21 protein-coding genes and 4 tRNA genes are annotated in these 23,664 nt (G+C 68.6%); 5 read left to right on the forward strand and 20 right to left on the reverse strand.

Annotated elements, in window-relative coordinates:
- Position 1: 1 nt before the first annotated feature.
- The 12 genes from rpsL to ABD385_RS26370 all read right to left on the reverse strand — a co-directional run bounded on the left by rpsL (position 2) and on the right by ABD385_RS26370 (position 14,796).
- Entirely contained in the window at positions 2–373 is a 372-nt protein-coding gene (gene rpsL, locus ABD385_RS26315) for a 30S ribosomal protein S12 (protein ID WP_003948652.1), read from the reverse strand.
- A 383-nt stretch (positions 374–756) separates the two neighbouring features.
- Positions 757–1,245: a DUF1707 and DUF4190 domain-containing protein gene (locus ABD385_RS26320; RefSeq protein WP_344580832.1), complete on the reverse strand. Its 489-nt coding sequence runs from the start codon at positions 1,243–1,245 to the stop codon at positions 757–759.
- Between the two features lie 203 nt (positions 1,246–1,448).
- Positions 1,449–5,348, reverse strand: a complete 3,900-nt coding sequence (locus ABD385_RS26325; protein ID WP_344580562.1) for a DNA-directed RNA polymerase subunit beta' — start codon at positions 5,346–5,348, stop codon at positions 1,449–1,451.
- Positions 5,349–5,447: 99 nt separating this feature from the next.
- The gene (gene rpoB / locus ABD385_RS26330) at positions 5,448–8,933 is read right to left on the reverse strand and encodes a DNA-directed RNA polymerase subunit beta (protein ID WP_344580564.1); all 3,486 of its coding nucleotides are present in this window, start codon (positions 8,931–8,933) and stop codon (positions 5,448–5,450) included.
- 628 nt (positions 8,934–9,561) lie between these two features.
- Positions 9,562–9,948 carry a 50S ribosomal protein L7/L12 gene (gene rplL / locus ABD385_RS26335; protein WP_344580566.1) on the reverse strand — a complete coding sequence of 129 codons (387 nt, stop codon included), beginning with the start codon at positions 9,946–9,948 and terminating at the stop codon, positions 9,562–9,564.
- 107 nt (positions 9,949–10,055) lie between these two features.
- Positions 10,056–10,586: a 50S ribosomal protein L10 gene (gene rplJ, locus ABD385_RS26340; RefSeq protein WP_344580567.1), complete on the reverse strand. Its 531-nt coding sequence runs from the start codon at positions 10,584–10,586 to the stop codon at positions 10,056–10,058.
- A gap of 322 nt (positions 10,587–10,908) precedes the next feature.
- A complete protein-coding gene (locus ABD385_RS26345) occupies positions 10,909–11,766 on the reverse strand; it encodes an SCO4651 family lipoprotein (RefSeq protein WP_425585481.1) in 858 nt (285 codons plus the stop codon).
- A 168-nt stretch (positions 11,767–11,934) separates the two neighbouring features.
- Positions 11,935–12,651, reverse strand: coding sequence for a 50S ribosomal protein L1 (gene rplA, locus ABD385_RS26350; protein ID WP_344580568.1), 717 nt, complete (start codon positions 12,649–12,651; stop codon positions 11,935–11,937).
- 109 nt (positions 12,652–12,760) lie between these two features.
- Entirely contained in the window at positions 12,761–13,195 is a 435-nt protein-coding gene (gene rplK, locus ABD385_RS26355) for a 50S ribosomal protein L11 (protein ID WP_016571043.1), read from the reverse strand.
- A gap of 166 nt (positions 13,196–13,361) precedes the next feature.
- Complete coding sequence (gene nusG, locus ABD385_RS26360) at positions 13,362–14,246, reverse strand: transcription termination/antitermination protein NusG (RefSeq protein ID WP_344580571.1); 885 nt, start codon at positions 14,244–14,246, stop codon at positions 13,362–13,364.
- Between the two features lie 72 nt (positions 14,247–14,318).
- Complete coding sequence (gene secE, locus ABD385_RS26365; RefSeq protein WP_344580573.1) at positions 14,319–14,615, reverse strand: preprotein translocase subunit SecE; 297 nt, start codon at positions 14,613–14,615, stop codon at positions 14,319–14,321.
- Positions 14,616–14,723: 108 nt separating this feature from the next.
- Positions 14,724–14,796, reverse strand: a tRNA-Trp gene (locus ABD385_RS26370).
- Positions 14,797–14,985: 189 nt separating this feature from the next.
- Here ABD385_RS26370 and ABD385_RS26375 point away from each other — a divergent pair.
- Positions 14,986–16,221, forward strand: a complete 1,236-nt coding sequence (locus tag ABD385_RS26375; RefSeq protein ID WP_344580574.1) for a pyridoxal phosphate-dependent aminotransferase — start codon at positions 14,986–14,988, stop codon at positions 16,219–16,221.
- Between the two features lie 134 nt (positions 16,222–16,355).
- On the forward strand, positions 16,356–17,384 hold the full coding sequence (locus ABD385_RS26380; protein WP_344580576.1) for an adenosine deaminase: 1,029 nt from the start codon (positions 16,356–16,358) through the stop codon (positions 17,382–17,384).
- 28 nt (positions 17,385–17,412) lie between these two features.
- On the opposite strand, the gene ABD385_RS26385 is transcribed toward ABD385_RS26380, so the two are convergent.
- The 6 genes from ABD385_RS26385 to ABD385_RS26410 all read right to left on the reverse strand — a co-directional run bounded on the left by ABD385_RS26385 (position 17,413) and on the right by ABD385_RS26410 (position 19,955).
- Positions 17,413–18,477: a UDP-N-acetylmuramate dehydrogenase gene (locus ABD385_RS26385; protein WP_344580577.1), complete on the reverse strand. Its 1,065-nt coding sequence runs from the start codon at positions 18,475–18,477 to the stop codon at positions 17,413–17,415.
- A gap of 58 nt (positions 18,478–18,535) precedes the next feature.
- On the reverse strand, positions 18,536–18,970 hold the full coding sequence (locus tag ABD385_RS26390) for a MaoC family dehydratase (protein ID WP_344580579.1): 435 nt from the start codon (positions 18,968–18,970) through the stop codon (positions 18,536–18,538).
- 1 nt (position 18,971) lies between these two features.
- Positions 18,972–19,424, reverse strand: coding sequence for an FAS1-like dehydratase domain-containing protein (locus ABD385_RS26395; RefSeq protein ID WP_344580581.1), 453 nt, complete (start codon positions 19,422–19,424; stop codon positions 18,972–18,974).
- 85 nt (positions 19,425–19,509) lie between these two features.
- Positions 19,510–19,674 carry a 50S ribosomal protein L33 gene (gene rpmG / locus ABD385_RS26400; protein ID WP_016578602.1) on the reverse strand — a complete coding sequence of 55 codons (165 nt, stop codon included), beginning with the start codon at positions 19,672–19,674 and terminating at the stop codon, positions 19,510–19,512.
- A gap of 89 nt (positions 19,675–19,763) precedes the next feature.
- Positions 19,764–19,836: transfer RNA gene (locus tag ABD385_RS26405), tRNA-Met, on the reverse strand.
- Positions 19,837–19,882: 46 nt separating this feature from the next.
- Positions 19,883–19,955, reverse strand: a tRNA-Thr gene (locus ABD385_RS26410).
- Between the two features lie 181 nt (positions 19,956–20,136).
- On the opposite strand from ABD385_RS26410, the gene ABD385_RS26415 reads away from it, so the two are divergent.
- Complete coding sequence (locus ABD385_RS26415) at positions 20,137–21,390, forward strand: amidohydrolase family protein (protein WP_344580584.1); 1,254 nt, start codon at positions 20,137–20,139, stop codon at positions 21,388–21,390.
- Between the two features lie 57 nt (positions 21,391–21,447).
- Positions 21,448–22,110: an NAD(P)H-binding protein gene (locus ABD385_RS26420; protein ID WP_344580585.1), complete on the forward strand. Its 663-nt coding sequence runs from the start codon at positions 21,448–21,450 to the stop codon at positions 22,108–22,110.
- Between the two features lie 295 nt (positions 22,111–22,405).
- On the opposite strand, the gene ABD385_RS26425 is transcribed toward ABD385_RS26420, so the two are convergent.
- Positions 22,406–22,487, reverse strand: a tRNA-Tyr gene (locus tag ABD385_RS26425).
- A 189-nt stretch (positions 22,488–22,676) separates the two neighbouring features.
- Here ABD385_RS26425 and ABD385_RS26430 point away from each other — a divergent pair.
- Positions 22,677–23,165 carry a YajQ family cyclic di-GMP-binding protein gene (locus ABD385_RS26430; RefSeq protein ID WP_344580586.1) on the forward strand — a complete coding sequence of 163 codons (489 nt, stop codon included), beginning with the start codon at positions 22,677–22,679 and terminating at the stop codon, positions 23,163–23,165.
- Positions 23,166–23,246: 81 nt separating this feature from the next.
- On the opposite strand, the gene ABD385_RS26435 is transcribed toward ABD385_RS26430, so the two are convergent.
- Complete coding sequence (locus ABD385_RS26435; RefSeq protein WP_344580588.1) at positions 23,247–23,639, reverse strand: YccF domain-containing protein; 393 nt, start codon at positions 23,637–23,639, stop codon at positions 23,247–23,249.
- Positions 23,640–23,664: the final 25 nt, after the last annotated feature.

The raw sequence follows: 23,664 nt of genomic DNA on the forward strand, positions 1-23,664 counted from the left end.
CTTACTTCTCCTTCTTGGCGCCGTAGCGGCTGCGAGCCTGCTTGCGGTTCTTGACGCCCTGCGTGTCGAGGGAGCCGCGGATGATCTTGTACCGAACACCCGGCAGGTCCTTCACACGGCCGCCGCGCACGAGCACGATCGAGTGCTCCTGCAGGTTGTGGCCCTCGCCCGGAATGTAAGCGGTGACCTCGATCCCACTGGTCAGACGCACACGCGCGACCTTACGCAGGGCCGAGTTCGGCTTCTTCGGGGTGGTCGTGAACACACGCGTGCAGACGCCACGGCGCTGGGGCGAACCCTCGAGTGCGGGCGTCTTGTTCTTCTCGACCTTGTCCTGCCGGCCCTTACGGACCAGCTGCTGGATCGTAGGCACTACTTCTCCGGTTTCTGTGTGCCAGTCTCGGTAAAGCTAACCTGGAACATTCCCCGACCCACGCGGTCGGGTGTGTCGAACACTGCAGACCTGTCCTCGCTGGGACGAGGGCGGCGGCAGATTGCGGTGTCAAAACCCGGCTTCCGCGCTGCCGGGACTCTCCGGCCGGGGATCCTCCTGGGTCTGTGACGACCCGGGCGGTACCCGCGGGCGGGAGAAGGCGCGCACGGCAGCCCAGGGACACCCCAGGCACAAGGTCAGAGCGTACCTAGCGCATTGGCTGCGGTCAAAACAAATGCACACGCGAAGGACACGCCGGACTCCCCCGACGTTGCCGCCACCGTAGTGGGATCAAGTGCACTACGGAAGAAGGCACGGCGCCGTCAGGAACGGCCCACGGCCAGCAGCACCATCACCAGGAAGAACAGTGCCCAGGCACCGATCCCGAGCCAACCGAGCACCAATCCGGCGACCGCCTGACCGTCCCCCCGCTCCCCCGTGCGCCGGATCTCGGCCCGCGCCTTGTGCCCCAGGATCACCGCGGGGATCGACGTCAGCCCCCAGGTGAACGGCCCTATCAGTCCGCAGACCAGCGCTCCGGTGGCCGAACCGTTGGTGGCCGGCGCCACCGGCATCTGCATCGGGAGGAACGTCGCGGGCACCGCGGGCACCGCGGGCCGCGGCGTGAACTGCGCCTGCGGAACCGGCCCCTGCGGCAGGTCGGCGACCAGCATCTGGAGCTCGGCGTGGGTCTGCGCCTGATAGGCCCGGCTGATCCGCTGCTCGTACTCCGGCTGCCCCAGTCGCCCCTCGGCGAAGCCCGCCTTCAGCACGTCCACCGCTCGCTCGCGATCGGCGTGCGAGGCGCGCATGGCCGGCACCTGATACGGGTTCTGCGCGGGCTGCCCACCCTGCCACGGCTGAAATGCCATGTCGCGAACCTCCCCCCGCTCAACAGTTGTCCCCATCCTCTCATCACAGACGCGGCAATGGGAGGACAAGTTCCCACGGCCCGCCGAACGCCGCAGGGCGGCCACCCCCGTGGGGTGACCGCCCTGCGAAGGCGCCTGTGGCCTTACTGGTTGTACGGACCGTAGTCGTAGTCCTCCAGCGGGACCGCCTGGCCGGAGCCGGTGCCGAAGGGCGAGTAGTCGATGTCGTCGTAACCGACGGCCGAGTACATCGCGGCCTTGGCCTCCTCGGTGGGCTCGACCCGGATGTTGCGGTAACGGGACAGGCCCGTACCGGCCGGGATGAGCTTACCGATGATGACGTTCTCCTTGAGGCCGATGAGGCTGTCGGACTTGGCGTTGATCGCCGCGTCCGTCAGAACTCGGGTCGTCTCCTGGAAGGAGGCGGCCGACAGCCAGGATTCCGTCGCCAGCGAAGCCTTGGTGATACCCATCAGCTGCGGACGGCCGGAGGCCGGGTGGCCGCCTTCCGCCACCACGCGACGGTTCTCGCCCTCGAACTTCGAGCGCTCCACGAGCTCGCCCGGCAGCAGCTCCGCGTCGCCGGACTCGATGATCGTCACGCGGCGCAGCATCTGCCGGATGATGATCTCGATGTGCTTGTCGTGGATCGCCACGCCCTGGCTGTTGTAGACCTTCTGGACCTCGCCGACCAGGTGGACCTGGACGGCACGCTGACCCAGGATCCGCAGCACGTCGTGCGGGTTGATCGCACCGACGGTCAGCGGCTGGCCGACCTGCACGTGGTCACCCTCGGTCACCAGCATGCGGGCACGCTTGGAGACGGGGTAGGCCGTCTCGTCGCTGCCGTCGTCCGGCGTGACGATGACCTTCTTGGTCTTCTCGGTCTCCTCGATCCGGACGCGGCCGGCCGCCTCCGAGATCGGGGCGACGCCCTTGGGCGTACGGGCCTCGAAGAGCTCGACGACACGCGGCAGACCCAGGGTGATGTCGTCACCGGCCACACCACCGGTGTGGAAGGTACGCATCGTCAGCTGGGTGCCGGGCTCACCGATGGACTGGGCGGCGATGATGCCGACCGCCTCACCGATGTCGACCAGCTTGCCGGTGGCCAGCGAACGGCCGTAGCAGAAGGCACAGGTACCGACCGCGGACTCACAGGTCAGGACCGAGCGGGTCTTGACCTCCTCCACGCCGTGCGCGATCAGCTGGTCGATCAGCACGTCACCGAGGTCGACGTTGGCCGGGGCGACGACCTTGCCGTCGACCACCACGTCCTCGGCGAGCATCCGCGCGTACACGGAGGACTCGACGTCGTCCGCCTTGCGCAGGATGCCGTCCGCGCCCTTCGAACCGATCCGCAGCTTCAGGCCGCGCTCGGTGCCGCAGTCCTCCTCGCGAATGATGACGTCCTGGGAGACGTCGACCAGACGACGGGTGAGGTAACCGGAGTCGGCGGTACGCAGGGCGGTGTCGGCGAGACCCTTACGGGCACCGTGGGTGGAGATGAAGTACTCCAGCACGGTCAGGCCCTCGCGGAACGACGCCTTGATCGGACGCGGGATCGTCTCGTTCTTGGCGTTCGACACCAGACCACGCATACCCGCGATCTGACGCATCTGCATCATGTTTCCGCGCGCACCCGAGTCCACCATCATGAAGATGGGGTTGGTCTTCGGGAAGTTCTCATTCATCGCCTCGGCAACCTCGTTGGTCGCCTTGGTCCAGATGTTGATGAGTTCCTGCGTGCGCTCGTCCTTGGTGATCAGACCGCGCTCGTACTGCTTCTGGACCTTCTCGTCCTGCGCCTCGTAACCAGCGACGATCGCCTTCTTGGCCTCCGGCACGACGATGTCGGAGACGGCGACGGTGACGCCGGAACGGGTGGCCCAGTAGAAGCCGGACGCCTTCAGGTTGTCGAGCGTCGCCGCCACGATGACCTTCGGGTAGCGCTCGGCCAGGTCGTTGACGATCGCGGAGAGCTGCTTCTTGCCCACCGAGTAGTCGACGAACGGGTAGTCCTCGGGCAGCAGCTCGTTGAAGAGCGCGCGGCCCAGGGTCGTCCGCAGCCGGAAGCTGTCGCCCTGCTGCCACTCCGGCTCGCCCTCGACCGGGGCCGGCGGGGTCCAGCCGCGCGGCGGCACCGTGCCGATCGGGAAGCGGATGTCGACCTTCGCCTGGAGCGAGAGCTCGCGGGCGTCGAAGGCCATGATCGCCTCGGAGACCGAGGCGAACGAGCGGCCCTCACCCTTGACCTCGCGCTCCTCCTCGTCCGTGGTGAGGAAGAAGAGGCCCAGCACCATGTCCTGGGTCGGCATGGTGACCGGACGGCCGTCGGCCGGCTTGAGGATGTTGTTCGAGGACAGCATCAGGATGCGGGCCTCGGCCTGCGCCTCCGCGGAGAGCGGCAGGTGGACGGCCATCTGGTCACCGTCGAAGTCCGCGTTGAACGCGGTGCAGACGAGCGGGTGGATCTGGATGGCCTTGCCCTCGACCAGCTGCGGCTCGAAGGCCTGGATGCCGAGGCGGTGCAGGGTGGGCGCACGGTTCAGCAGCACCGGGTGCTCGGCGATGACCTCTTCGAGGACGTCGTACACCACGGTGCGACCGCGCTCGACCATGCGCTTGGCCGACTTGATGTTCTGCGCGTGGTTGAGGTCCACCAGGCGCTTCATCACGAACGGCTTGAAGAGCTCCAGCGCCATGGCCTTGGGCAGACCGCACTGGTGCAGCTTCAGCTGCGGGCCGACGACGATGACGGAACGCGCGGAGTAGTCCACGCGCTTGCCGAGCAGGTTCTGACGGAATCGACCCTGCTTGCCCTTCAGCATGTCGCTGAGGGACTTCAGCGGACGGTTGCCGGGGCCCGTCACCGGGCGACCGCGACGGCCGTTGTCGAAGAGCGCGTCGACGGCCTCCTGGAGCATGCGCTTCTCGTTGTTCACGATGATCTCGGGCGCGCCGAGGTCGAGAAGCCGCTTCAGGCGGTTGTTGCGGTTGATGACGCGGCGGTACAGGTCGTTCAGGTCGGAGGTCGCGAAGCGGCCACCGTCCAGCTGCACCATCGGACGCAGGTCCGGCGGGATGACCGGGATGCAGTCCAGCACCATGCCCTTGGGGCTGTTGCGGGTCTGCAGGAAGGCGGAGACGACCTTCAGGCGCTTGAGCGCACGGGTCTTCTTCTGGCCCTTGCCGGTCCGGATGATCTCGCGGAGGCGCTCGGCCTCCTCGTCCAGGTCGAAGGTCTCCAGGCGCTTCTGCAGCGCAGCGGCACCCATGGAGCCGTCGAAGTACGTGCCGAAGCGGTCACGCAGCTCGCGGTAGAGGAGCTCGTCGCCCTCCAGGTCCTGGACCTTGAGGTTCTTGAAGCGGCTCCAGACCTCGTCGAGACGGTCGATCTCGCGCTGCGCGCGGTCACGCAGCTGCTTCATCTCGCGCTCGGCACCCTCGCGCACCTTGCGGCGCGCGTCGGCCTTGGCGCCCTCGGCCTCCAGCTCGGCCAGGTCGGTCTCGAGCTTCTTGGCGCGGGCCTCCAGGTCGGAGTCGCGGCGCTGCTCGATCTGCTGACGCTCGACGGAGACGTGCGCCTCCAGCGAGGGCAGGTCGCGCGTACGGCGCTCCTCGTCCACCCACGTGATCATGTAGGCGGCGAAGTAGATGACCTTCTCGAGGTCCTTGGGCGCGAGGTCCAGCAGGTAGCCCAGCCGGCTCGGCACGCCCTTGAAGTACCAGATGTGGGTCACGGGAGCGGCCAGCTCGATGTGGCCCATCCGCTCACGACGCACCTTGGCGCGAGTGACCTCGACGCCGCAGCGCTCGCAGATGATGCCCTTGAAGCGGACACGCTTGTACTTACCGCAGTAGCACTCCCAGTCCCGAGTGGGGCCGAAGATCTTCTCGCAGAAGAGGCCGTCCTTCTCGGGCTTGAGGGTGCGGTAGTTGATGGTCTCGGGCTTCTTGACCTCGCCGTGGCTCCACTGACGGATGTCGTCAGCGGTAGCCAGACCGATCCGGAGCTCATCGAAGAAGTTGACGTCGAGCACTATGCGTCAATCCCTCTCAGGGTTGTAAGTCTTGGGGTCTGAAACGGGGGTCCTGGGGCCGGCCGGGGAACCATCACTGGCTCCCCGACCGAACTCCCGTCAGACCTCTTCGACGCTGCTCGGCTCGCGCCGGGACAGGTCGATGCCGAGCTCCTCCGCAGCGCGGAAGACGTCCTCGTCGGTGTCGCGCATCTCGATGGACATGCCGTCCGAGGACAGCACCTCCACGTTGAGGCACAGGGACTGCATCTCCTTGATGAGCACCTTGAAGGACTCGGGGATGCCGGGCTCGGGGATGTTCTCGCCCTTGACGATGGCCTCGTAGACCTTCACGCGGCCGGTGACGTCGTCGGACTTGATCGTCAGCAGCTCCTGGAGGGCGTACGCGGCGCCGTAAGCCTCCAGCGCCCACACCTCCATCTCACCGAAGCGCTGGCCACCGAACTGAGCCTTACCGCCCAGCGGCTGCTGGGTGATCATCGAGTACGGACCGGTCGAGCGCGCGTGCAGCTTGTCGTCGACCAGGTGGTGGAGCTTGAGGATGTACATGTACCCGACGGAGATCGGGTCCGGGAACGGCTCACCGGAGCGGCCGTCGAACATCCGCGCCTTGCCGGACGGCAGGACCATGCGGTCGCCGTCGCGGTTGGGCCGGGTGTTCTCCAGCAGACCGGCCAGCTCGTCCTCGCGGGCGCCGTCGAAGACCGGGGTCGCGACGTTGGTGCGCGGCTCGACCTGGTCGGCGGCGATGGACTGGAGGCGCTGGGCCCACTCCTCACCGAGGCTGGAGACGTCCCAGCCCTGGCTGGCGAGCCAGCCGAGGTGGATCTCCAGGACCTGTCCCGGGTTCATTCGGGACGGGACGCCCAGCGGGTTGAGGATGATGTCGACCGGGGTGCCGTCCTCCATGAACGGCATGTCCTCGACCGGCAGGATCTTCGAGATGACGCCCTTGTTGCCGTGACGGCCGGCGAGCTTGTCACCATCGGTGATCTTGCGCTTCTGCGCGACGTAGACGCGGACCAGCTGGTTCACGCCCGGAGGCAGCTCGTCGCCCTCTTCGCGGTCGAAGACGCGGACGCCGATGACCTTGCCGATCTCGCCGTGCGGCACCTTCAGCGAGGTGTCGCGCACCTCGCGCGCCTTCTCACCGAAGATCGCGCGGAGCAGGCGCTCCTCGGGGGTCAGCTCGGTCTCACCCTTGGGCGTGACCTTGCCGACGAGGATGTCGCCGGCGACGACCTCGGCACCGATCCGGATGATGCCGCGCTCGTCGAGGTCGGAGAGGACCTCCTCGGAGACGTTCGGGATGTCCCGGGTGATCTCCTCGGGGCCGAGCTTGGTGTCACGGGCGTCGACCTCGTGCTCCTCGATGTGGATCGAGGAGAGGACGTCGTCCTGCACGAGGCGCTGCGACAGGATGATCGCGTCCTCGTAGTTGTGACCCTCCCACGGCATGAACGCCACGAGCAGGTTCTTGCCGAGCGCCATCTCGCCTTCGTCCGTGGACGGACCGTCGGCGAGGACCTGGCCCTCGATGACCCGCGCGCCCTCGTCCACGACGACCTTCTGGTTGAAGGAGGTGCCCTGGTTGGAGCGGGTGAACTTGGCGACGCGGTACGTGGTGTACGTGCCGTCGTCGTTGGCGACGGTGATGTAGTCCGCGGAGACCTCCTGGACCACACCGTTCTTCTCGGCCTTGATGACGTCACCGGCGTCGACCGCACAGCGGTACTCCATGCCGGTGCCGACCAGCGGCGACTCCGCCTTGATCAGCGGAACGGCCTGGCGCATCATGTTCGATCCCATGAGCGCGCGGTTGGCGTCGTCGTGCTCGAGGAACGGGATCATGGCGGTCGCGGCCGACACCATCTGGCGCGGCGAGACGTCCATGTAGTGCACCTCGTCGGCGGGGACGAGGTCGACCTCGCCGCCACGACGACGGACCAGCACGCGCTGCTCGGCGAAGCGCAGGTCCTCGCTGAGCTTGGCGTTGGCCTGGGCGATGAGGAAGCGGTCCTCCTCGTCCGCAGTGAGGTAGTCCACCTCCTCCGTGACCTGGCCGTCGACGACCTTGCGGTACGGCGTCTCGATGAAGCCGAAGACGTTGACCCGCCCGTAGGAAGCGAGCGAACCGATCAGACCGATGTTCGGGCCTTCGGGCGTCTCGATCGGGCACATGCGGCCGTAGTGCGACGGGTGCACGTCACGGACGTCCAGACCGGCCCGCTCACGGGAGAGACCGCCCGGGCCCAGCGCCGACAGACGGCGCTTGTGGGTCAGACCCGACAGCGGGTTGGTCTGGTCCATGAACTGGGACAGCTGGCTGGTGCCGAAGAACTCCTTGATGGAGGCGACGACCGGCCGGATGTTGATCAGGGTCTGCGGCGTGATCGCCTCGACGTCCTGGGTGGTCATGCGCTCGCGCACGACGCGCTCCATACGGGCGAGACCCGTACGGACCTGGTTCTGAATCAGCTCGCCGACGTTGCGCAGGCGGCGGTTGCCGAAGTGGTCGATGTCGTCGGTCTCGACAACGATGCTGTTGCCGTTCTCGCCGATCGTCTCGGTCTCGCCGGCGTGCAGCTGGACCAGGTACTTGATCGTGGCGATGACGTCATCGGTGGTCAGCACACCGGCGTCCAGCGGCTCGTCGCCGCCGAGCTTCTTGTTGACCTTGTAGCGGCCGACCTTGGCGAGGTCGTAGCGCTTGGGGTTGAAGTAGAGGTTCTCCAGCAGCGTCTGCGCGGCCTCACGGGTCGGCGGCTCGCCCGGACGCAGCTTGCGGTAGATGTCGAGCAGCGCGTCGTCCTGGCCCTGGGTGTGGTCCTTCTCCAGGGTGGCGCGCATCGACTCGTACTCGCCGAACTCCTCAAGGATCTGCTCGGTGGTCCAACCGAGCGCCTTGAGCAGGACGGTCACGGACTGCTTGCGCTTGCGGTCGATGCGCACACCGACCATGTCGCGCTTGTCGATCTCCATCTCCAGCCAGGCACCCCGGGACGGGATGATCTTGGCGGAGAAGATGTCCTTGTCGGACGTCTTGTCGATCGAGCTGTCGAAGTACACACCCGGCGAGCGGACCAGCTGCGACACCACGACACGCTCGGTGCCGTTGATGACGAAGGTGCCCTTGTTGGTCATGAGCGGGAAGTCGCCCATGAAGACCGTCTGGGACTTGATCTCGCCGGTCTCGTTGTTGGTGAACTCCGCGGTGACGAAGAGCGGAGCCGCGTACGTGAAGTCGCGCTCCTTGCACTCGTCGATGGAGTTCTTCGGAGGCTCGAAGCGGTGGTCGCGGAAAGTCAGCGACATCGACCCGGAGAAGTCCTCGATCGGGGAGATCTCTTCGAAGATCTCTTCCAGACCGGACTTGGTGGGAACTTCCTGCCCACTCTCCAGCGCAGCCTCGACGCGACCCTTCCATGCGGCATTGCCGAGCAGCCAGTCGAAGCTTTCGGTCTGCAGCGCAAGGAGGTTCGGAACCCCGAGGGGCTCCTTGATCTTCGCAAAAGAGATGCGCAGCGGGGCGGTGCTGTCGCCGTTGTTCGTATTGGCAGTCGAGGCGTTGCGCGAGGCGGCCAAGAGGGGGTCCTTCCGAGGGCTCGGACTCACTACGCGCGTACCGGTCCCGAATCGAGCAAAGCGATGGAAAGCCCAGGTCAGGGCGGGTCAGTCAGCTTTGCTCGGGCTCGGGTATGCCCCTGGTGACGGGCAGGGAGCAGCTAACAGGCAGCGCAAAGGGTCAGTGTAGCCACATGGCCCACTGATGTCCAGAGCGAGTTTCCGGAGACCGGTACCGCACCGTGTGCCGATCTTCTCCCTCCGGGAGGTGATGCCCTCCGCAACGGAGGTGCGCCTCGTTGTTCTTCTCTACGCCCAATGCCCTGCGCCTGCCGAAAGCCCTGCGCCAGTGGCGCACACCGATGCTTCCCTCTTCGTCTGCGATCCATGCCTCGAACCCTGGACCGCTTCTGCGTCGCGTCCCGAGAATTGCGCGCCGCGTCCGGTTCGTCAAGGCCCCCCGCCTCTGGGAGATCGTCACACCGAGGTGCGTCCGGACAACGAAGATCACCATACTCGCACTCCGTCGCGGGGCAACGCAGCCGGGGCGGGTACGCGGAAGGGCGACCACCCGTATGGGTGATCGCCCTTCGCGGTGTCCGCGTTACACCGTCAGGCGCAGCGGACGGGAGTCAGAGACTCACCAAGGTCACTTGACCTCGACGGAGGCGCCGGCAGCCTTGAGGGACTCGGCGGCCTTCTCGGCGGCGTCCTTGGCAACCTTCTCCAGAACCGGCTTCGGGGTGCCGTCGACCAGGTCCTTGGCCTCCTTCAGGCCGAGGGAGGTCAGCTCGCGCACGACCTTGATGACCTGGATCTTCTTGTCGCCGGCACCGGTGAGGATGACGTCGAACTCGTCCTGCTCCTCCTCGGCCTCGGCAGCGGCGCCACCAGCGGCACCGGCGACGACGACCGGCGCGGCAGCGGCGGCGGTGACGTCGAACTTCTCCTCGAAGGCCTTCACGAACTCGGAGAGCTCGATGAGGGTCATGCCTTCGAACTGCTCGAGCAGCTCGTCCTGGGTGAGCTTCGCCATGATGGCGGTCCTTCCACTAATTCGGCTGGTGCCGGATGTACATTTCGGCGGGCGTGCGGCCCGCTGTAACCCGCGCCGGGACGGCACGGATCATGACGCGAGCCGAATTACTCGGCACCGCCCTGCTCAGCCTGCTTGGCGCGCAGCGCGTCCACGGTGCGGACGAGCTTCGACGGCAGCGCCTGGAAGACGGAGGCAGCCTGGGACTGCTTCGCCTTGAAGGCACCGGCCAGCTTGCTGAGCAGAACCTCGCGGGACTCGAGGTCCGCAAGCTTCTTGATCTCGTCGGCGGAGAGCGCCTTGCCATCAAGGACACCGCCCTTGATGACGAGGTTCTGGTTCTCCTTGGCGAAGTCACGAAGACCCTTCGCCGCCTCAACCGGGTCACCGGTCACGAAGGCGACGGCCGTCGAGCCACTGAGGTGCTCGTCCAGCACAGAGATCCCGGCCTCCTGGGCCGCGATCTTGGTCAGCGTGTTCTTCACCACACGGTACTGAGCGTTCTCACCGAGCGAACGGCGCAGATCCTTGATCTGCGCAACGGTAAGACCGGTGTACGCGGTCACAACAGCGGCGTTCGAGTTGCGGAACTTCTCGGCAATCTCGTCGACTGCTGCGACCTTGTCGGGCCTCGCCATGAGCCTCGGCCTCCTTCCGGGTGATGAGGACCGCGCAGAAGGGGCTGGGCAAAACAAACGCCCCGGCGCAGGGCACGGGGCGTCACTCAACCGGTCAGAAAACTGTCCGGGAGTTTCTCCACACAACCTGCGCAGGCCGTCCGCAGCTAGCGGATCCTTCGGCCGCCGCGCGTCCGGGATCGGACACACAGAGACAACCAGCGGTCTTTGGCTTCCGGGACACCGTACGGGAACGGCCTGGGCCAGAGCAAATCGGCTGAGCGGGGGCACCGGGAACGCGCCCCGGGCCCCCGCTCACCAGTGGACCTCTACCGCAGTGGGCTCACTTGTACTCGGTGGTGTCGCTCGCCGGCGGCGGCGTCACCGAGACCTTGGTGCCGTAGTCCGAGTAGTAGACCGTCGAGTCGTACGGCGACTTGCCGTCCATCTGCTCGTGCTTCTTGACCAGCAGGTTGTCCGAGCTGACCCAGAGGTCGATGGTCTCGTTCTTGGCGCCCATCCCCTGGAGCTGCTGCTCCAGGGACTTCAGGTCCGCCTCGCTGACGTTCTTCGTCTGCATGCGGGTCAGCTCGCTCACCGAGAGCGTGCCGCTGTAGTGGGTCGCCTGGACGCCGCGGACGTCTTCCTTGCCGACTTCCTTGACCTTGCCCGAGGCGATCAGCAGGTCCACCGACCGGCCCGGGTTGTTGTTGTTCATCATGTCCTTCATGAGGGCGCCGGCCGCGCCCATCTTCTTGGCCATGACGTCGTAGTCGTACTTGATCCAGTTCTTGCCGCCCATGGGCATGCCCATGTTCATGTACATCGCGTCCGGCGTGTACAGCGCCTTCATGGGCTTGCCGGAGCCGCCCATCGGACCGCCGGCCTGGGTGATGTCCACCGACATGTGCATGCCGGACGCCCAGTCCATCGCGCCCTTCATGGTCTGGGTCATCGCGCCGTTCTTGGTGGTGCCCTCGACCTTGGCGGAGTTCTTGCCGTTCGTCTGCTGCGAGGCGGACTTCAGCGAGGCGAGCGCCGCGTCCAGCGGGGACTTCGCCCCCGCCGCGTCGTTGCTGCCACCGCTGGCGCTGCCACCGCCGGTGCCGTTGCTCTTGTCGCCGCCGCTGTTACAAGCGGTCAGGCCGGCCATCATGACAACTCCCGCCGCAACGGCGACGGCAATACGCGTGGTGCGCACTGAGGCTCCCCCTTAGATCTCCCTATGGACCTCGGTGGCGACTGTAGTGCAGACCCCCGACAGCCCGTGCGCCAGGCCCGGACAGGAACGCATCAGGCCCCGCCCTCCCTGAGGAGAGCGGGGCCTGCAGGTAACGCGTCACGCGCTACGAGGCATCGATCAGCGAGATCAGATGGCCTCGTCCTCGGTGAGGAGGTTGCGGGTGCGGTTGGAGTCCACCGGGATGCCGGGGCCCACGGTGGTGCTGATCGTCGTCTTCTTGATGTAGCGGCCCTTGGCGGCGGACGGCTTCAGACGGCTGATCTCCTCCAGCGCCGCGGCGTAGTTCTCCACCAGCTTGGTGTCGTCGAAGGACACCTTGCCGATGATGAAGTGGAGGTTGGAGTGCTTGTCGACGCGGAACTCGATCTTGCCGCCCTTGATGTCGGTGACGGCCTTCGCGACGTCCGGCGTGACGGTGCCGGTCTTCGGGTTCGGCATCAGACCACGGGGACCGAGCACGCGGCCGAGGCGGCCGACCTTGCCCATGAGGTCCGGGGTGGCGACGACGGCGTCGAAGTCCAGACGGCCCTTGGAGACCTCGTCGATCAGTTCGTCCGAGCCGACGATGTCGGCGCCGGCGGCTTCCGCGGCCGCAGCACGGTCACCGGTCGCGAAGACCAGGACCCGGGCGGTCTTACCGGTGCCGTGCGGGAGGTTCACGGTGCCACGGACCATCTGGTCGGCCTTGCGCGGGTCGACGCCCAGACGCATGGCGACCTCGACGGTCGAGTCGAACTTGGACGAGGAGGTGTCCTTGGCGAGACGGACGGCCTCGAGCGGGGCGTACAGACGCTCCCGGTCGATCTTCGCGTCCGCGTTGCGAAGATTCTTGCTGCGCTTCACTTCTGCTCCTGATGCAGTGGGGTGGAGTCGTGGTACGGACCAGCGCCTGGTCCTGCCACGGGCTGAGCCAACGTGCGGCTTGCGCCGCGCGGCCGTGACGAGCTGAGGATCAGCCCTCGACCGTGATGCCCATGGAACGGGCGGTGCCGGCGATGATCTTCGACGCGGCGTCCAGGTCGTTGGCGTTCAGGTCGGGCATCTTAGTGGTGGCGATCTCGCGGACCTGCGCCTCGGTGATCTTGGCGACCTTGGTCTTGTGCGGCTCGCCGGAGCCCTTCTCCACGCCTGCGGCCTTCAGGATGAGCTTCGCGGCCGGCGGGGTCTTGGTGACGAAGGTGAAGGAACGGTCTTCGTAGACCGTGATCTCCACCGGCACGACCATGCCACGCTGCGACTCGGTCGCGGCGTTGTAGGCCTTGCAGAACTCCATGATGTTGACGCCGTGCTGACCCAGCGCGGGGCCGACCGGCGGAGCCGGGTTCGCGGCACCGGCCTGGATCTGGAGCTTGATAAGCCCCGTGACCTTCTTCTTCTTGGGAGGCATGCTCTCTCCGGGTCCTAGTGAGAGGTGGTTCGCCCCGCAATCCGGTCATCCGGATGGAGGCATACCGCACCACGATAACGGGTACTGTCGTGCGGCCAAAAACCGCGCAGGTCAGACCGGCTCTGCGCCGGTCTGACCTGGTCGGTGGCTGGAGGTCCGGAAGAACCTAGTTCTTCTGGATCTGGTCGAAGCTCAGCTCGACCGGGGTCTCGCGGCCGAAGATCTCCACCAGACCCTTGACCTTCTTCGAGTCGGCGTTGATCTCGTTGATCGTGGCCTGCAGCGTCGCGAACGGACCGTCGGTGACGGTGACGGAGTCGCCCACCTCGAAGTCCAGCACCTGGACCTCGACCTTGCGGGACGGCGCCGGCTTGCCCTCGGCCGCGGCGGCCTCCTTGGCGGCCTTCTCCTCCGCCTCCGGCGCGAGCATCTTGACGATCTCGTCCAGGGTCAGCGGGTACGGGTCGTAGGCGTTGCCGACGAAGCCGGTGACGCCCGGGGTGTTGCGGACGACGCCCCAGGACTCGTTGGTCAGGTCCATGCGCACCAGCACGTAGCCCGGAAGCTTGTTCTGGCGGACGGTGCGGCGGTCACCGTTCTTGATCTGCACTACCTCTTCCTGCGGCACCTCGGCCTGGAAGATGTAGTCCTCGACGTTCAGTGACACGGCGCGCTGCTCGAGGTTGGTCTTCACGCGGTTCTCGTAGCCCGCGTAGGTGTGGATGACGTACCACTCGCCGGGGAGTCCGCGCAGCTCGTCACGGAGGGCGGCCACCGGGTCGACCGGCTCCTGCTCCTCGACGTCCTCGGAAGCCTCGTCGGCTTCCTCGTCCTCGACGTGCACGGCCTCCGCCTCGGCGGGCTCGCCGGCGTCGGCGTCCTCGGCGTCCAGCTCGTCGACGTCGTCCGCGCCCGCGACGATGTCCGCGGCGGCGTCCTCGTCAGCGATCGCCGCAGCCTCCCCCTCGACCTCGGCCGAGACGGCCTCGTCAACCTCGGCCTCTGCAGCCGCGACGGGCTTGGCGGCGTCGTTCAGGTTCGGGTCAGACACGTGGCTGCTTCTTCCTTGCTTCAAGGGGTTAAACGTGCGAAAGGCCGCCCCGCAGAGGCAACCTCCGCGGGGTCAGCCGAAGACGTACCCGACGACTCGGTTGATTCCCAAGTCAATCACGGTTACGAGACCGATGATGATGGCCACGAAGACGATCACCACGGTGGTGTACGACGACAGCTGGCCGCGCGTCGGCCAGACGACCTTACGGAGTTCCGCGATGACCTGGCGGTAGAAGAGCGCGAGCCGTGCGAAGGGCCCCTTCTTGCCGCGCTTACCACCGCGGCGGGGCTTCTTCTGGGATTCCGTGGCGTCCTCTTCGGAACGACCGCGCTCAGGCATGTCGATGGAGCCCAGGGCGTCCGTCACTCGTCCTCACCTGAATCCGGGTCGTGGCCGTGCCGCGCCCGGCCCGGCCGCACGGCGGTGCATTTCGTACGTACGCATGCACGCACTCGGTGATGAAAGTGCGTGTAGCAGGGCCGGAGGGACTTGAACCCCCAACCGCTGGTTTTGGAGACCAGTGCTCTACCAATTGAGCTACGACCCTTTGTGGTTCCCCCAACCTACCGCATGTGGACGACTGCACTACGTCGTGTCATCGTGCACCGCGGTGACCCGGTGGGAGCCAACGGTCAGCGAGTGTACGTGGTTCGGAGCCGGGCGTCGAACAGGAACCTCCCGTACCGCCCTGCAAACCCGTGCAACGCGGTCGCGTCCCGTCTGCAACGATGCCCCTATGAGCGCTGCCACTCCCTCTGCATCGTCCCCCGCCGACCGCCGGGTTTCCGTGCGCGTCGGTTCGATCTCCGAGTCCGCCACCCTCGCCGTCGACGCCAAGGCCAAGGCCCTCAAGGCCGCCGGGCGTCCGGTGATCGGCTTCGGCGCCGGCGAGCCCGACTTCCCCACGCCCGACTACATCGTCGAGGCGGCGATCGAGGCCTGCCGGAACCCGAAGTTCCACCGCTACACCCCCGCCGGCGGCCTCCCCGAGCTGAAGTCGGCGATCGTGGCGAAGACGCTGCGCGACTCCGGCTACGAGATCGAAGCCGCGAACGTCCTGGTCACCAACGGTGGCAAGCAGGCCATCTACGAGGCGTTCGCGGCCATCCTGGACCCGGGCGACGAGGTCATCGTCCCGGCGCCGTACTGGACCACCTACCCCGAGTCGATCCGGCTCGCGGGCGGCGTGCCGGTCGACGTGGTCGCCGACGAGACCACCGGCTACCGGGTGTCCGTCGAGCAGTTGGAGGCGGCCCGCACCGAGCGCACCAAGGTGCTGCTGTTCGTCTCGCCGTCGAACCCGACCGGTGCGGTCTACCCCCGCGAGCAGGTCGAGGCGATCGGCCGCTGGGCCGCCGAGCACGGCCTGTGGGTGCTGACCGACGAGATCTACGAGCACCTGGTCTACGGCGACGCGGAGTTCTCCTCGCTGCCGGTCGTGGTGCCGGAGCTGCGCGAGAAGTGCATCGTCGTCAACGGCGTGGCGAAGACGTACGCGATGACCGGCTGGCGGGTGGGCTGGGCCATCGGCCCCAAGGACGTCATCAAGGCGGCCACCAACCTCCAGTCGCACGCCACCTCCAACGTCTCCAACGTGGCGCAGGCCGCGGCCATCGCGGCGGTCAGCGGTGACCTGACGGCCGTCGAGGAGATGAAGGTCGCCTTCGACCGGCGCCGCAAGACCATCGTGCGGATGCTCAACGAGATCGACGGCGTGCTCTGCCCGGAGCCGGAGGGCGCGTTCTACGCGTACCCGTCGGTGAAGGGGCTGCTGGGCAAGGAGATCCGGGGCAAGCGCCCGCAGTCCAGCGTCGAGCTGGCCGAGCTGATCCTGGAGGAGGCGGAGGTCGCCGTCGTCCCGGGTGAAGCCTTCGGCACCCCCGGCTACCTGCGCCTTTCGTATGCCCTGGGCGACGAGGACCTGGTCGAGGGCGTCTCGCGGATCCAGAAGCTGCTGGCGGAGGCGAAGTAGCCGCGTAGCGCGGCGCGGTCAGCCGCTCGGCGTGCGGGGTCGGACCGTCGTCCGGCCCCGCACGCCTTTTTGGTGGTCCCTCCGTTCGGGGCTGGGCCTATGCCCGCGGGCGGCGGGTGCGGCAGTATCTGCGGATGGAGCGTGTTCGTGATCTGCGTCAACTGCCGAAGGCCCACCTGCACCTGCACTTCACCGGCTCGATGCGACCGGCGACGCTGCTGGACCTCGCCGACAAGTACGGCGTCCACCTGCCGGAGGCGCTCACGAGCGGGAAGCCGCCCCGGCTGAGCGCCACCGACGAACGCGGCTGGTTCCGCTTCCAACGGCTCTACGACCTCGCGCGGTCCTGCCTGCGATCGCCCGAGGACATCCAGCGGTTGGTGCGCGAGGCGGCGCAGGAGGACGTCCGGGACGGCTCCCGGTGGCTGGAGATCCAGGTCGACCCAACCTCGTACGCGCCGCGGCTGGGCGGGCTGATCCCGGCCCTGGAGATCATCCTGGACGCGGTGGACCGGGCGTCCCGCGACACCGGGTTGGGCATCCGCGTCCTGGTGGCGGCGAACCGGATGAAGCACCCGTTGGACGCCCGCACGCTGGCCCGGCTGGCGGTGCGCTACGCCGACCGCGGGGTGGTCGGCTTCGGGCTCTCCAACGACGAACGCCGTGGCCTCGCCCGGGACTTCGACCGGGCCTTCGCCATCGCCCGGGACGGCGGCCTGCTCTCCGCGCCGCACGGCGGCGAGCTGTCCGGGCCGGCGAGCGTCCGGGACTGCCTGGACGACCTGCACGCCACCCGGATCGGGCACGGGGTGCGGGCCGCGGAGGATCCGGTGCTGCTGCGCCGGCTGGCGTCCCGCGGGGTGACCTGTGAGGTGTGCCCGGCGTCCAACGTGGCGCTGGGCGTCTACGGGAAGCAGGAGGACGTGCCGCTGCGGACGTTCTTCGACGCGGGGGTGCCGATGGCGCTGGGCGCCGACGACCCGCTGCTGTTCGGCGCGCGGCTGGCCGCCCAGTACGAGATCGCGCGCAGCGCGCACGCCTTCACCGACGCCGAGCTGGCCGAACTCGCCCGGCAGTCCGTGCGGGCCTCCCGGGCGCCCGAGGAGGTGCGGCGGGCGGCGCTGGCGGACGTCGACGCCTGGCTGGCCGCCCCGCTGCCGTAGCGGCCCGGGACGGCCGGCCAGGGGGCGCTTACAGGCTGACGCCGACCGTCACCGGCTCGTTGACGAGGGTGACCCCGAAGGCGGCGTGCACGCCGTCGCGGACCTCGCGGGCCAGCGCGAGCAGGTCCTCGGTGGTGGCCCGGCCCCGATTGGTGAGGGCCAGGGTGTGCTTGGTGGAGATCCGGGCCGGGCCGCTGCCGTAGCCCTTGGTGAAGCCGGCCCGGTCGATGAGCCAGGCCGCGGAGGTCTTCACCCGGCCGTCGCCGTCCGGGAAGGCGGGCGGCGCGGCGTCGGGGCCGAGCCGGTCGTGGACCCGCTGGACGAAGTCGGCGTGCTCGGCCTCGGTGAGGACGGGGTTGGTGAAGAAGGAGCCGGCCGACCAGGTGTCGTGGTCGTCGGGGTCCAGCACCATGCCCTTGCTGGCCCGCAGCGCCAGGACGGTCTTGCGGGCGACGGTGAGCGGCACCCGGTCCCCGGTGCCGACGCCGAGAGCGCGGGCCGTCTGGTCGTACCTCAGGGGCGCGGAGAGCCCGTCCGCGTCCTCCAGGGCGAACCGGACGCGCAGCACGACGAACCGCTCGGGGTCCTGCTTGAAGCGGCTGTGGCGGTACGAGAAGCCGCACTCCGCCCGGGAGAGGGTGACGGTCTCACCGCTGTGGCGGTCGTAGGCGACGACTTCGGTGAGGGTCTCGGAGACGTCCTGCCCGTAGGCGCCGACGTTCTGGATCGGGGTGGCGCCGGCCGAGCCGGGGATGCCGGCCAGGCACTCGACGCCGGCCAGTCCGGCCTCGACGGTGCGGGCCACGGCGTCCGACCAGTTCTCACCCGCGGCGAGCTCCAGCGCGGTGCCGTCGAGGGCGAAGCCGCGGGTGGCGATGCGCAGGGCGGTGCCGTCGAAGCCCTTGTCGCCGATGACGAGGTTGCTGCCGCCGCCGATGACCAGCAGCGGGGTGCCGGCGTCGTCCGCCGCGCGGACGGCCGCGATCACCTCGTCGTCGGTGCTGGCCGTGACGAGCCGGGTCGCCGGGCCGCCGAGCCGGAAGGTGGTCAGCGGGGCGAGGGGGGCGTTGTTCTCTACGTGGCGTTCCTGCACCCGGCCAAGGGTACGGGGGCGGCCCGGCGGTGCCGGCCGGCCGCCCCGCGCGGCTGCGTCAGGCGAGCCGGACCACGGCGCGGGACATGCCCAGCACCTTCTGGTCGGCGCTCTTGGCGGTGAGGTCGACCCGGACGGTCCGCTCGTCGTCGTCGAGCTTGGCCGCGACCGTGCCGCTGACCTCGATCAGCGCGCCGTCCTCGTCGTTGGGCACGACGACGGGCTTGGTGAAGCGCACGCCGTACTCGGCGACCGCACCCGGGTCGCCGACCCAGTCGGTGACCACCCGGACCGCCACGGCCATGGTGAACATGCCGTGCGCGATGACGTCCGGCAGCCCGACCTCCTTGGCGAACTTCTCGTTCCAGTGGATCGGGTTGAAGTCCCCGGAGGCGCCGGCGTACTGGACGAGCGTGGCGCGGGTCACGGGGAAGTCCTGCGCGGGGAGCTCGGTGCCGACCTCGACGTCGTCGTAGGCGATCTTCGCGGTCATGTCAGGCCTCCTCGGCGCGCCGGGCGACGAGCTTGGTGATGGCGGTCACGACGTGCTCGCCGGCCTCGTCGTGCACCTCGCCGCGGATGTCGATGACCTCGTTGCCGGCCATGGAGCGGATCGACTCGATGGTGGAGGTCACGGTCAGCCGGTCACCGGCACGCACCGGCCGCCGGTAGGCGAACTTCTGGTCGCCGTGCACCACTCGGCTGTAGTCCAGACCGAGTTGCGGGTCGGCGACGACCTGCCCGGCGGCCTTGAACGTGATGGCAAACACAAAAGTCGGCGGGGCGATCACATCGGGGTGACCGAGCGCCTTGGCGGCTTCGGTGTCCGTGTAAGCGGGGTTGGTGTCACCGATCGCCTCCGCGAATTCGCGGATCTTTTCCCGGCCGACCTCGTACGGGTCGGTGGGCGGGTACGTGCGTCCGACGAATGACTGGTCGAGCGCCATGGGCTCGCAACCTCCCTGTACTGATGGTGCTAATGCCGCGAGGCCGCCCCCAGGAAATGGGGACGGCCTCACAGACGAGCCTGAGTTATCGCGTCTCGCGGTGCGCGGTGTGCGCGTTGCAACGCGGGCAGTGCTTCTTCATCTCCATGCGGTCCGGGTCGTTGCGCCGGTTCTTCTTGGTGATGTAGTTCCGCTCCTTGCACTCCACGCAGGCCAGCGTGATCTTCGGGCGGACGTCGGTGGCAGCCACGTGAGTGCTCCTTGACGGACGGGTAGTCGATGTGAACGCATAAAAGAGTAGCCGATCGGAGGACCGACCCCACAATCGGCTACTGTCAGTAGCGGTGACCGGACTTGAACCGGTGACACAGCGATTATGAGCCGCTTGCTCTACCGACTGAGCTACACCGCTGCGGTGCGAGATTCCCCCGTCCGAAGACGGGATCCTCACACACCAGAGCCCCAATACGGAATCGAACCGTAGACCTTCTCCTTACCATGGAGACGCTCTGCCGACTGAGCTATTGGGGCGAGCGATGAAGACATTACACGGCCCGCCGCCAAACGTGAAATCCGTATCCGCGTCGCGTCCCAAGAACCCCCCGCACCACACCGGTACGACTATTTCGCGCCTGCGCGATGCGCTCCGGGCCGCGCCCTAGGCTCGGTTCCACGCCGCGTGATCTTGCACGCCGGGGCTTCGAGGAGCGCGATGTCCGACAGCAGTTCGCCGCAGCCGGGGAAGCCCGGGGGTGCCGGCCGGTACGCCCGGCCGGATTCCGGCGCACTGGTCCTGTGCGGCGCCCGGCTCGCCGACGGCCGCACCGTGGACGTCCGGCTCGGCGGCGGGCGCATCGAGGCGGTCGGCACGGCCGGCAGCCTGGCCCCGCAGGGCGCCCGGGTGGACCTCGCCGGCTACCTGCTGCTGCCGGCCCCCGCGGAGCCGCACGCGCACTGCGACACCGCCCTGACGGCGGACGCCGACGGGCCCGCCTCCGACTCCGCCGAGGACGTCCAGCGCCGCACCACCGAGGCGGCGCTGCTCCAACTGGGGCACGGGGCGACCGCGTCGCGAAGCCACGTGCGGATCGGCGGCGTCCAGGGGCTCCAGGCCCTGGCGGCGGTGCTCCGGGCCCGGCGGGCGCTGCGCGGGCTGGCGGACCTGGCGGCGGTGGCGGTGCCGCGGGTGTTGACCGGGGTGGCCGGCGCGAACGGGCTGGCGATGCTGCGGGACGCGGTCAAGATGGGCGCCACGGTCATCGGCGGCTGCCCGGACCTGGACCCCGATCCGACCGGCTACGTGGAGACCGTCCTGGAGGTGGCGGACGAGCACGGCTGCCCGGTGGACCTGCACACCGACGGCGACGACCCGGCGCGGCTGGCCCGGTTCGCGGCGATGTGCGGCGGGCTGCGGCCGGGCGTGGCGATCGGGCCGTGCGCCGGGATGGCGCGGATGCCGCGGAGCGTGGCGGCGCGGGTCGCGGAGCAGTTGGCGGCCGCCGACGTCACCGTCGTCTGCCTGCCGCAGGGTGACTGCACCGGTCTGGAGCGGAACGGCAGCCGGGTGTCGCGGCCGGCGCCGGTGCGCCTGCTGCGGGCGGCCGGGGTGCGGGTGGCGGCGGGCAGCGGGGCGCTGCGGGACGCGGCGAACCCGGTCGGCCGCGGCGACCCGCTGGAGGCCGCGTACCTGCTGGCCTCCTTGGGCGAGGCGACGCCTGAGGCAGCCTACGAGACGGTGAGTTCGGCGGCGCGGGCGACGCTGGGGCTGCCGGAGGTGCGGGTCGAGGCGGGATTCCCGGCGGAGTTGCTGGCGGTGCGGGGGGAACGGATCGCCGGGGTGCTGTCGTTGGCGTACAGCCGGATCGTGGTGCACCGGGGCCGCGTGGTGGCGCGCACCAGTGCGGTGCGCGAGTACTGCGATTCGGTGGACGTGGCAATGGAGTTGCCCCGCCAGTCGCAGCGCTGAGCGCCGCACCGGCCGGTCCTGCGGTGCGCCGGGGCGGTTCGGCGTACGGTCGGCAGCATGCGCATTGTCATCGCAGGTGGACATGGTCAGATCGCGCTGCGGCTGGAGCGGTTGCTGCACGCGCGCGGGGACGAGGTCGCCGGGATCGTCCGGCGGCCGGAACAGGCCGGCGCCCTGCTGGCCGCGGGTGCCGAACCGGTGGTCTGCGACCTGGAGTCGGCGTCGGTGGGCGACGTCGCCCGACACCTGGAGGGCGCGGACGCGGCCGTCTTCGCCGCGGGCGCCGGGCCGGGCAGCGGCGCCGCGCGCAAGGACAGCGTGGACCGGGGCGCGGCGACGCTGTTCGCGGACGCGGCCGAGGCGGCGGGCGTACGGCGGTTCGTGGTCGTGTCGTCGATGGGTGCGGACCGGGAGCCGCCGGAGGGCACCGATCCGGTCTTCGCGGCCTACCTGCGGGCGAAGGGCGCCGCGGACGCCGACGTACGGGCCCGCGCCGGGCTGGACTGGACGGTCCTGCGGCCCGGTCGACTCACCGACGATCCCGGTACCGGTCAGGTGACGCTGGCCGACGCGACCGGGCGCGGGGCGGTGTCCCGGGACGACGTGGCGGCCGTGCTGGCGGCGCTGTTGGACGAGCCCGGGACGGCCGGGCGGACGCTGGAGCTGATCGGCGGGGACGTGCCGGTGGTGGACGCGGTGCGGAACGTGGCGTCGCACTGAGGGGCGGCGGCGGAACGCGCCGCGGAAGGCCCTGAGGGCGCGTCTGCCGCCCCGTGACGCCCCCAACGACGCCACCCCGGGTCCGGGGTGGCGTCGGCGCCCGTGCGGTCGCTGGTGCCCGTAGCGGCGGCTCCGGCCGGTCAGCGGCCGGCGGGGCCGCGGGCGCGGCGCGCCGAAGGGGCGCGCCCGCGGAAATTCACCCGGCGCGGCACCGGGCCGCGACACCACACGAAAGGCGGCAACACGAAAGAACCCCCGGATCGCATTTCTACGATCCGGGGGCTTTTCTTGGCTGTGGCGGCGCCAGGATTCGAACCTGGGAAGGCGAAGCCGGCAGATTTACAGTCTGCTCCCTTTGGCCGCTCGGGCACACCGCCGGGTTGTGTCGTCCGGAGTCCCGCTGTGGGGCGGTGCTCTGTGGCAACGACGTAAACCATACCCGATGACAGGGGGTGCTCTGCCACTCGCTTCCGGAGCGCTGGATCTTGGTCGGGTGGCTAGGCTTGGCGGGCGGTCCGGGAAGGGCCGCGTCCCTGATGGATCTACGTACGAGGAGCCAATCCACCATGGCCGACTCCAGTTTCGACATCGTCTCGAAGGTCGAGCGGCAGGAGGTCGACAACGCGCTCAACCAGGCCGCCAAGGAGATCTCGCAGCGTTACGACTTCAAGGGCGTGGACGCGTCGATCCAGTGGTCGGGCGAGAAGATCGAAATGCGGGCCAACGCCGAGGAGCGGGTGAAGGCCGTCCTGGACATCTTCCAGTCCAAGCTGGTCAAGCGCGGGATCTCGCTCAAGGCGCTGGAGACCGGCGAACCGCAGGCCTCGGGCAAGGAGTACCGGATCTCCTCCTCGATGCAGGAGGGGATCTCGCAGGACAACGCGAAGAAGGTCGCCAAGATCATCCGCGATGAGGGCCCGAAGGGCGTCAAGGCGCAGGTGCAGGGCGACGAGCTGCGGGTCAGCTCCAAGAGCCGGGACGACCTGCAGACCGTTCAGCAGCTGCTGCGCGGCAAGGACCTGGACTTCGCGATCCAGTTCGTCAACTACCGCTGAGCGGCCCCGGAAGGGGCGTGCAGCAGCACGCGGTGAGTCGCTGGGGCGGCGCGGCACGGGAGCGCGCCGCCCCAGCGGCGTTCACCGGGTGGCGAACGGCTGGTCGGTGGGGACGATCTCGCGGCCCAGGGGGACCAGGGAGATCGGGATCATCTTGAAGTTGGCGATGCCGAACGGGATCCCGATGATCGTCACGCACAGGGCGATGCCGCTGACGATGTGGCCCAGGGCCAGCCACCAGCCGGCGAAAATGATCCAGATCACGTTGCCGAGCGCCGAGCCGGCGCCGGCGTCGTGGCGCTCCACGGTCGTCCGGCCGAACGGCCACAGGGCGTAGCCGGCGATCCGGAAGCTGGCGATGCCGAAGGGGATCGTGACGATCAGGATGCAGCAGATCACGCCCGCGAGAACGTAGCCGAGCGCCATCCAGAGGCCGCTGAGGACCAGCCAGATGATGTTGAGGATGAACTTCATGGTCGGCCTTCCAAGGGCGGGACGG

This window comes from Streptomyces lunalinharesii (assembly GCF_039532155.1).
Taxonomy (GTDB): domain Bacteria; phylum Actinomycetota; class Actinomycetes; order Streptomycetales; family Streptomycetaceae; genus Streptomyces; species Streptomyces lunalinharesii.

Excerpts from the sequence above, each read along its gene's own strand:
- ABD385_RS26395 (WP_344580581.1), bottom strand. The coding sequence starts at position 19,424 with ATGGCGCTCGACCAGTCATTCGTCGGACGCACGTACCCGCCCACCGAC.
- ABD385_RS26320 (WP_344580832.1), bottom strand. The coding sequence starts at position 1,245 with ATGCGCGCCTCGCACGCCGATCGCGAGCGAGCGGTGGACGTGCTGAAG.
- ABD385_RS26375 (WP_344580574.1), top strand. The coding sequence starts at position 14,986 with ATGAGCGCTGCCACTCCCTCTGCATCGTCCCCCGCCGACCGCCGGGTT.
- ABD385_RS26415 (WP_344580584.1), top strand. The coding sequence starts at position 20,137 with ATGTCCGACAGCAGTTCGCCGCAGCCGGGGAAGCCCGGGGGTGCCGGC.
- ABD385_RS26390 (WP_344580579.1), bottom strand. The coding sequence starts at position 18,970 with ATGACCGCGAAGATCGCCTACGACGACGTCGAGGTCGGCACCGAGCTC.
- ABD385_RS26420 (WP_344580585.1), top strand. The coding sequence starts at position 21,448 with ATGCGCATTGTCATCGCAGGTGGACATGGTCAGATCGCGCTGCGGCTG.
- rplL (WP_344580566.1), bottom strand. The coding sequence starts at position 9,948 with ATGGCGAAGCTCACCCAGGACGAGCTGCTCGAGCAGTTCGAAGGCATG.
- ABD385_RS26435 (WP_344580588.1), bottom strand. The coding sequence starts at position 23,639 with ATGAAGTTCATCCTCAACATCATCTGGCTGGTCCTCAGCGGCCTCTGG.
- ABD385_RS26430 (WP_344580586.1), top strand. The coding sequence starts at position 22,677 with ATGGCCGACTCCAGTTTCGACATCGTCTCGAAGGTCGAGCGGCAGGAG.
- rplK (WP_016571043.1), bottom strand. The coding sequence starts at position 13,195 with ATGCCTCCCAAGAAGAAGAAGGTCACGGGGCTTATCAAGCTCCAGATC.
- ABD385_RS26380 (WP_344580576.1), top strand. The coding sequence starts at position 16,356 with ATGGAGCGTGTTCGTGATCTGCGTCAACTGCCGAAGGCCCACCTGCAC.
- rplJ (WP_344580567.1), bottom strand. The coding sequence starts at position 10,586 with ATGGCGAGGCCCGACAAGGTCGCAGCAGTCGACGAGATTGCCGAGAAG.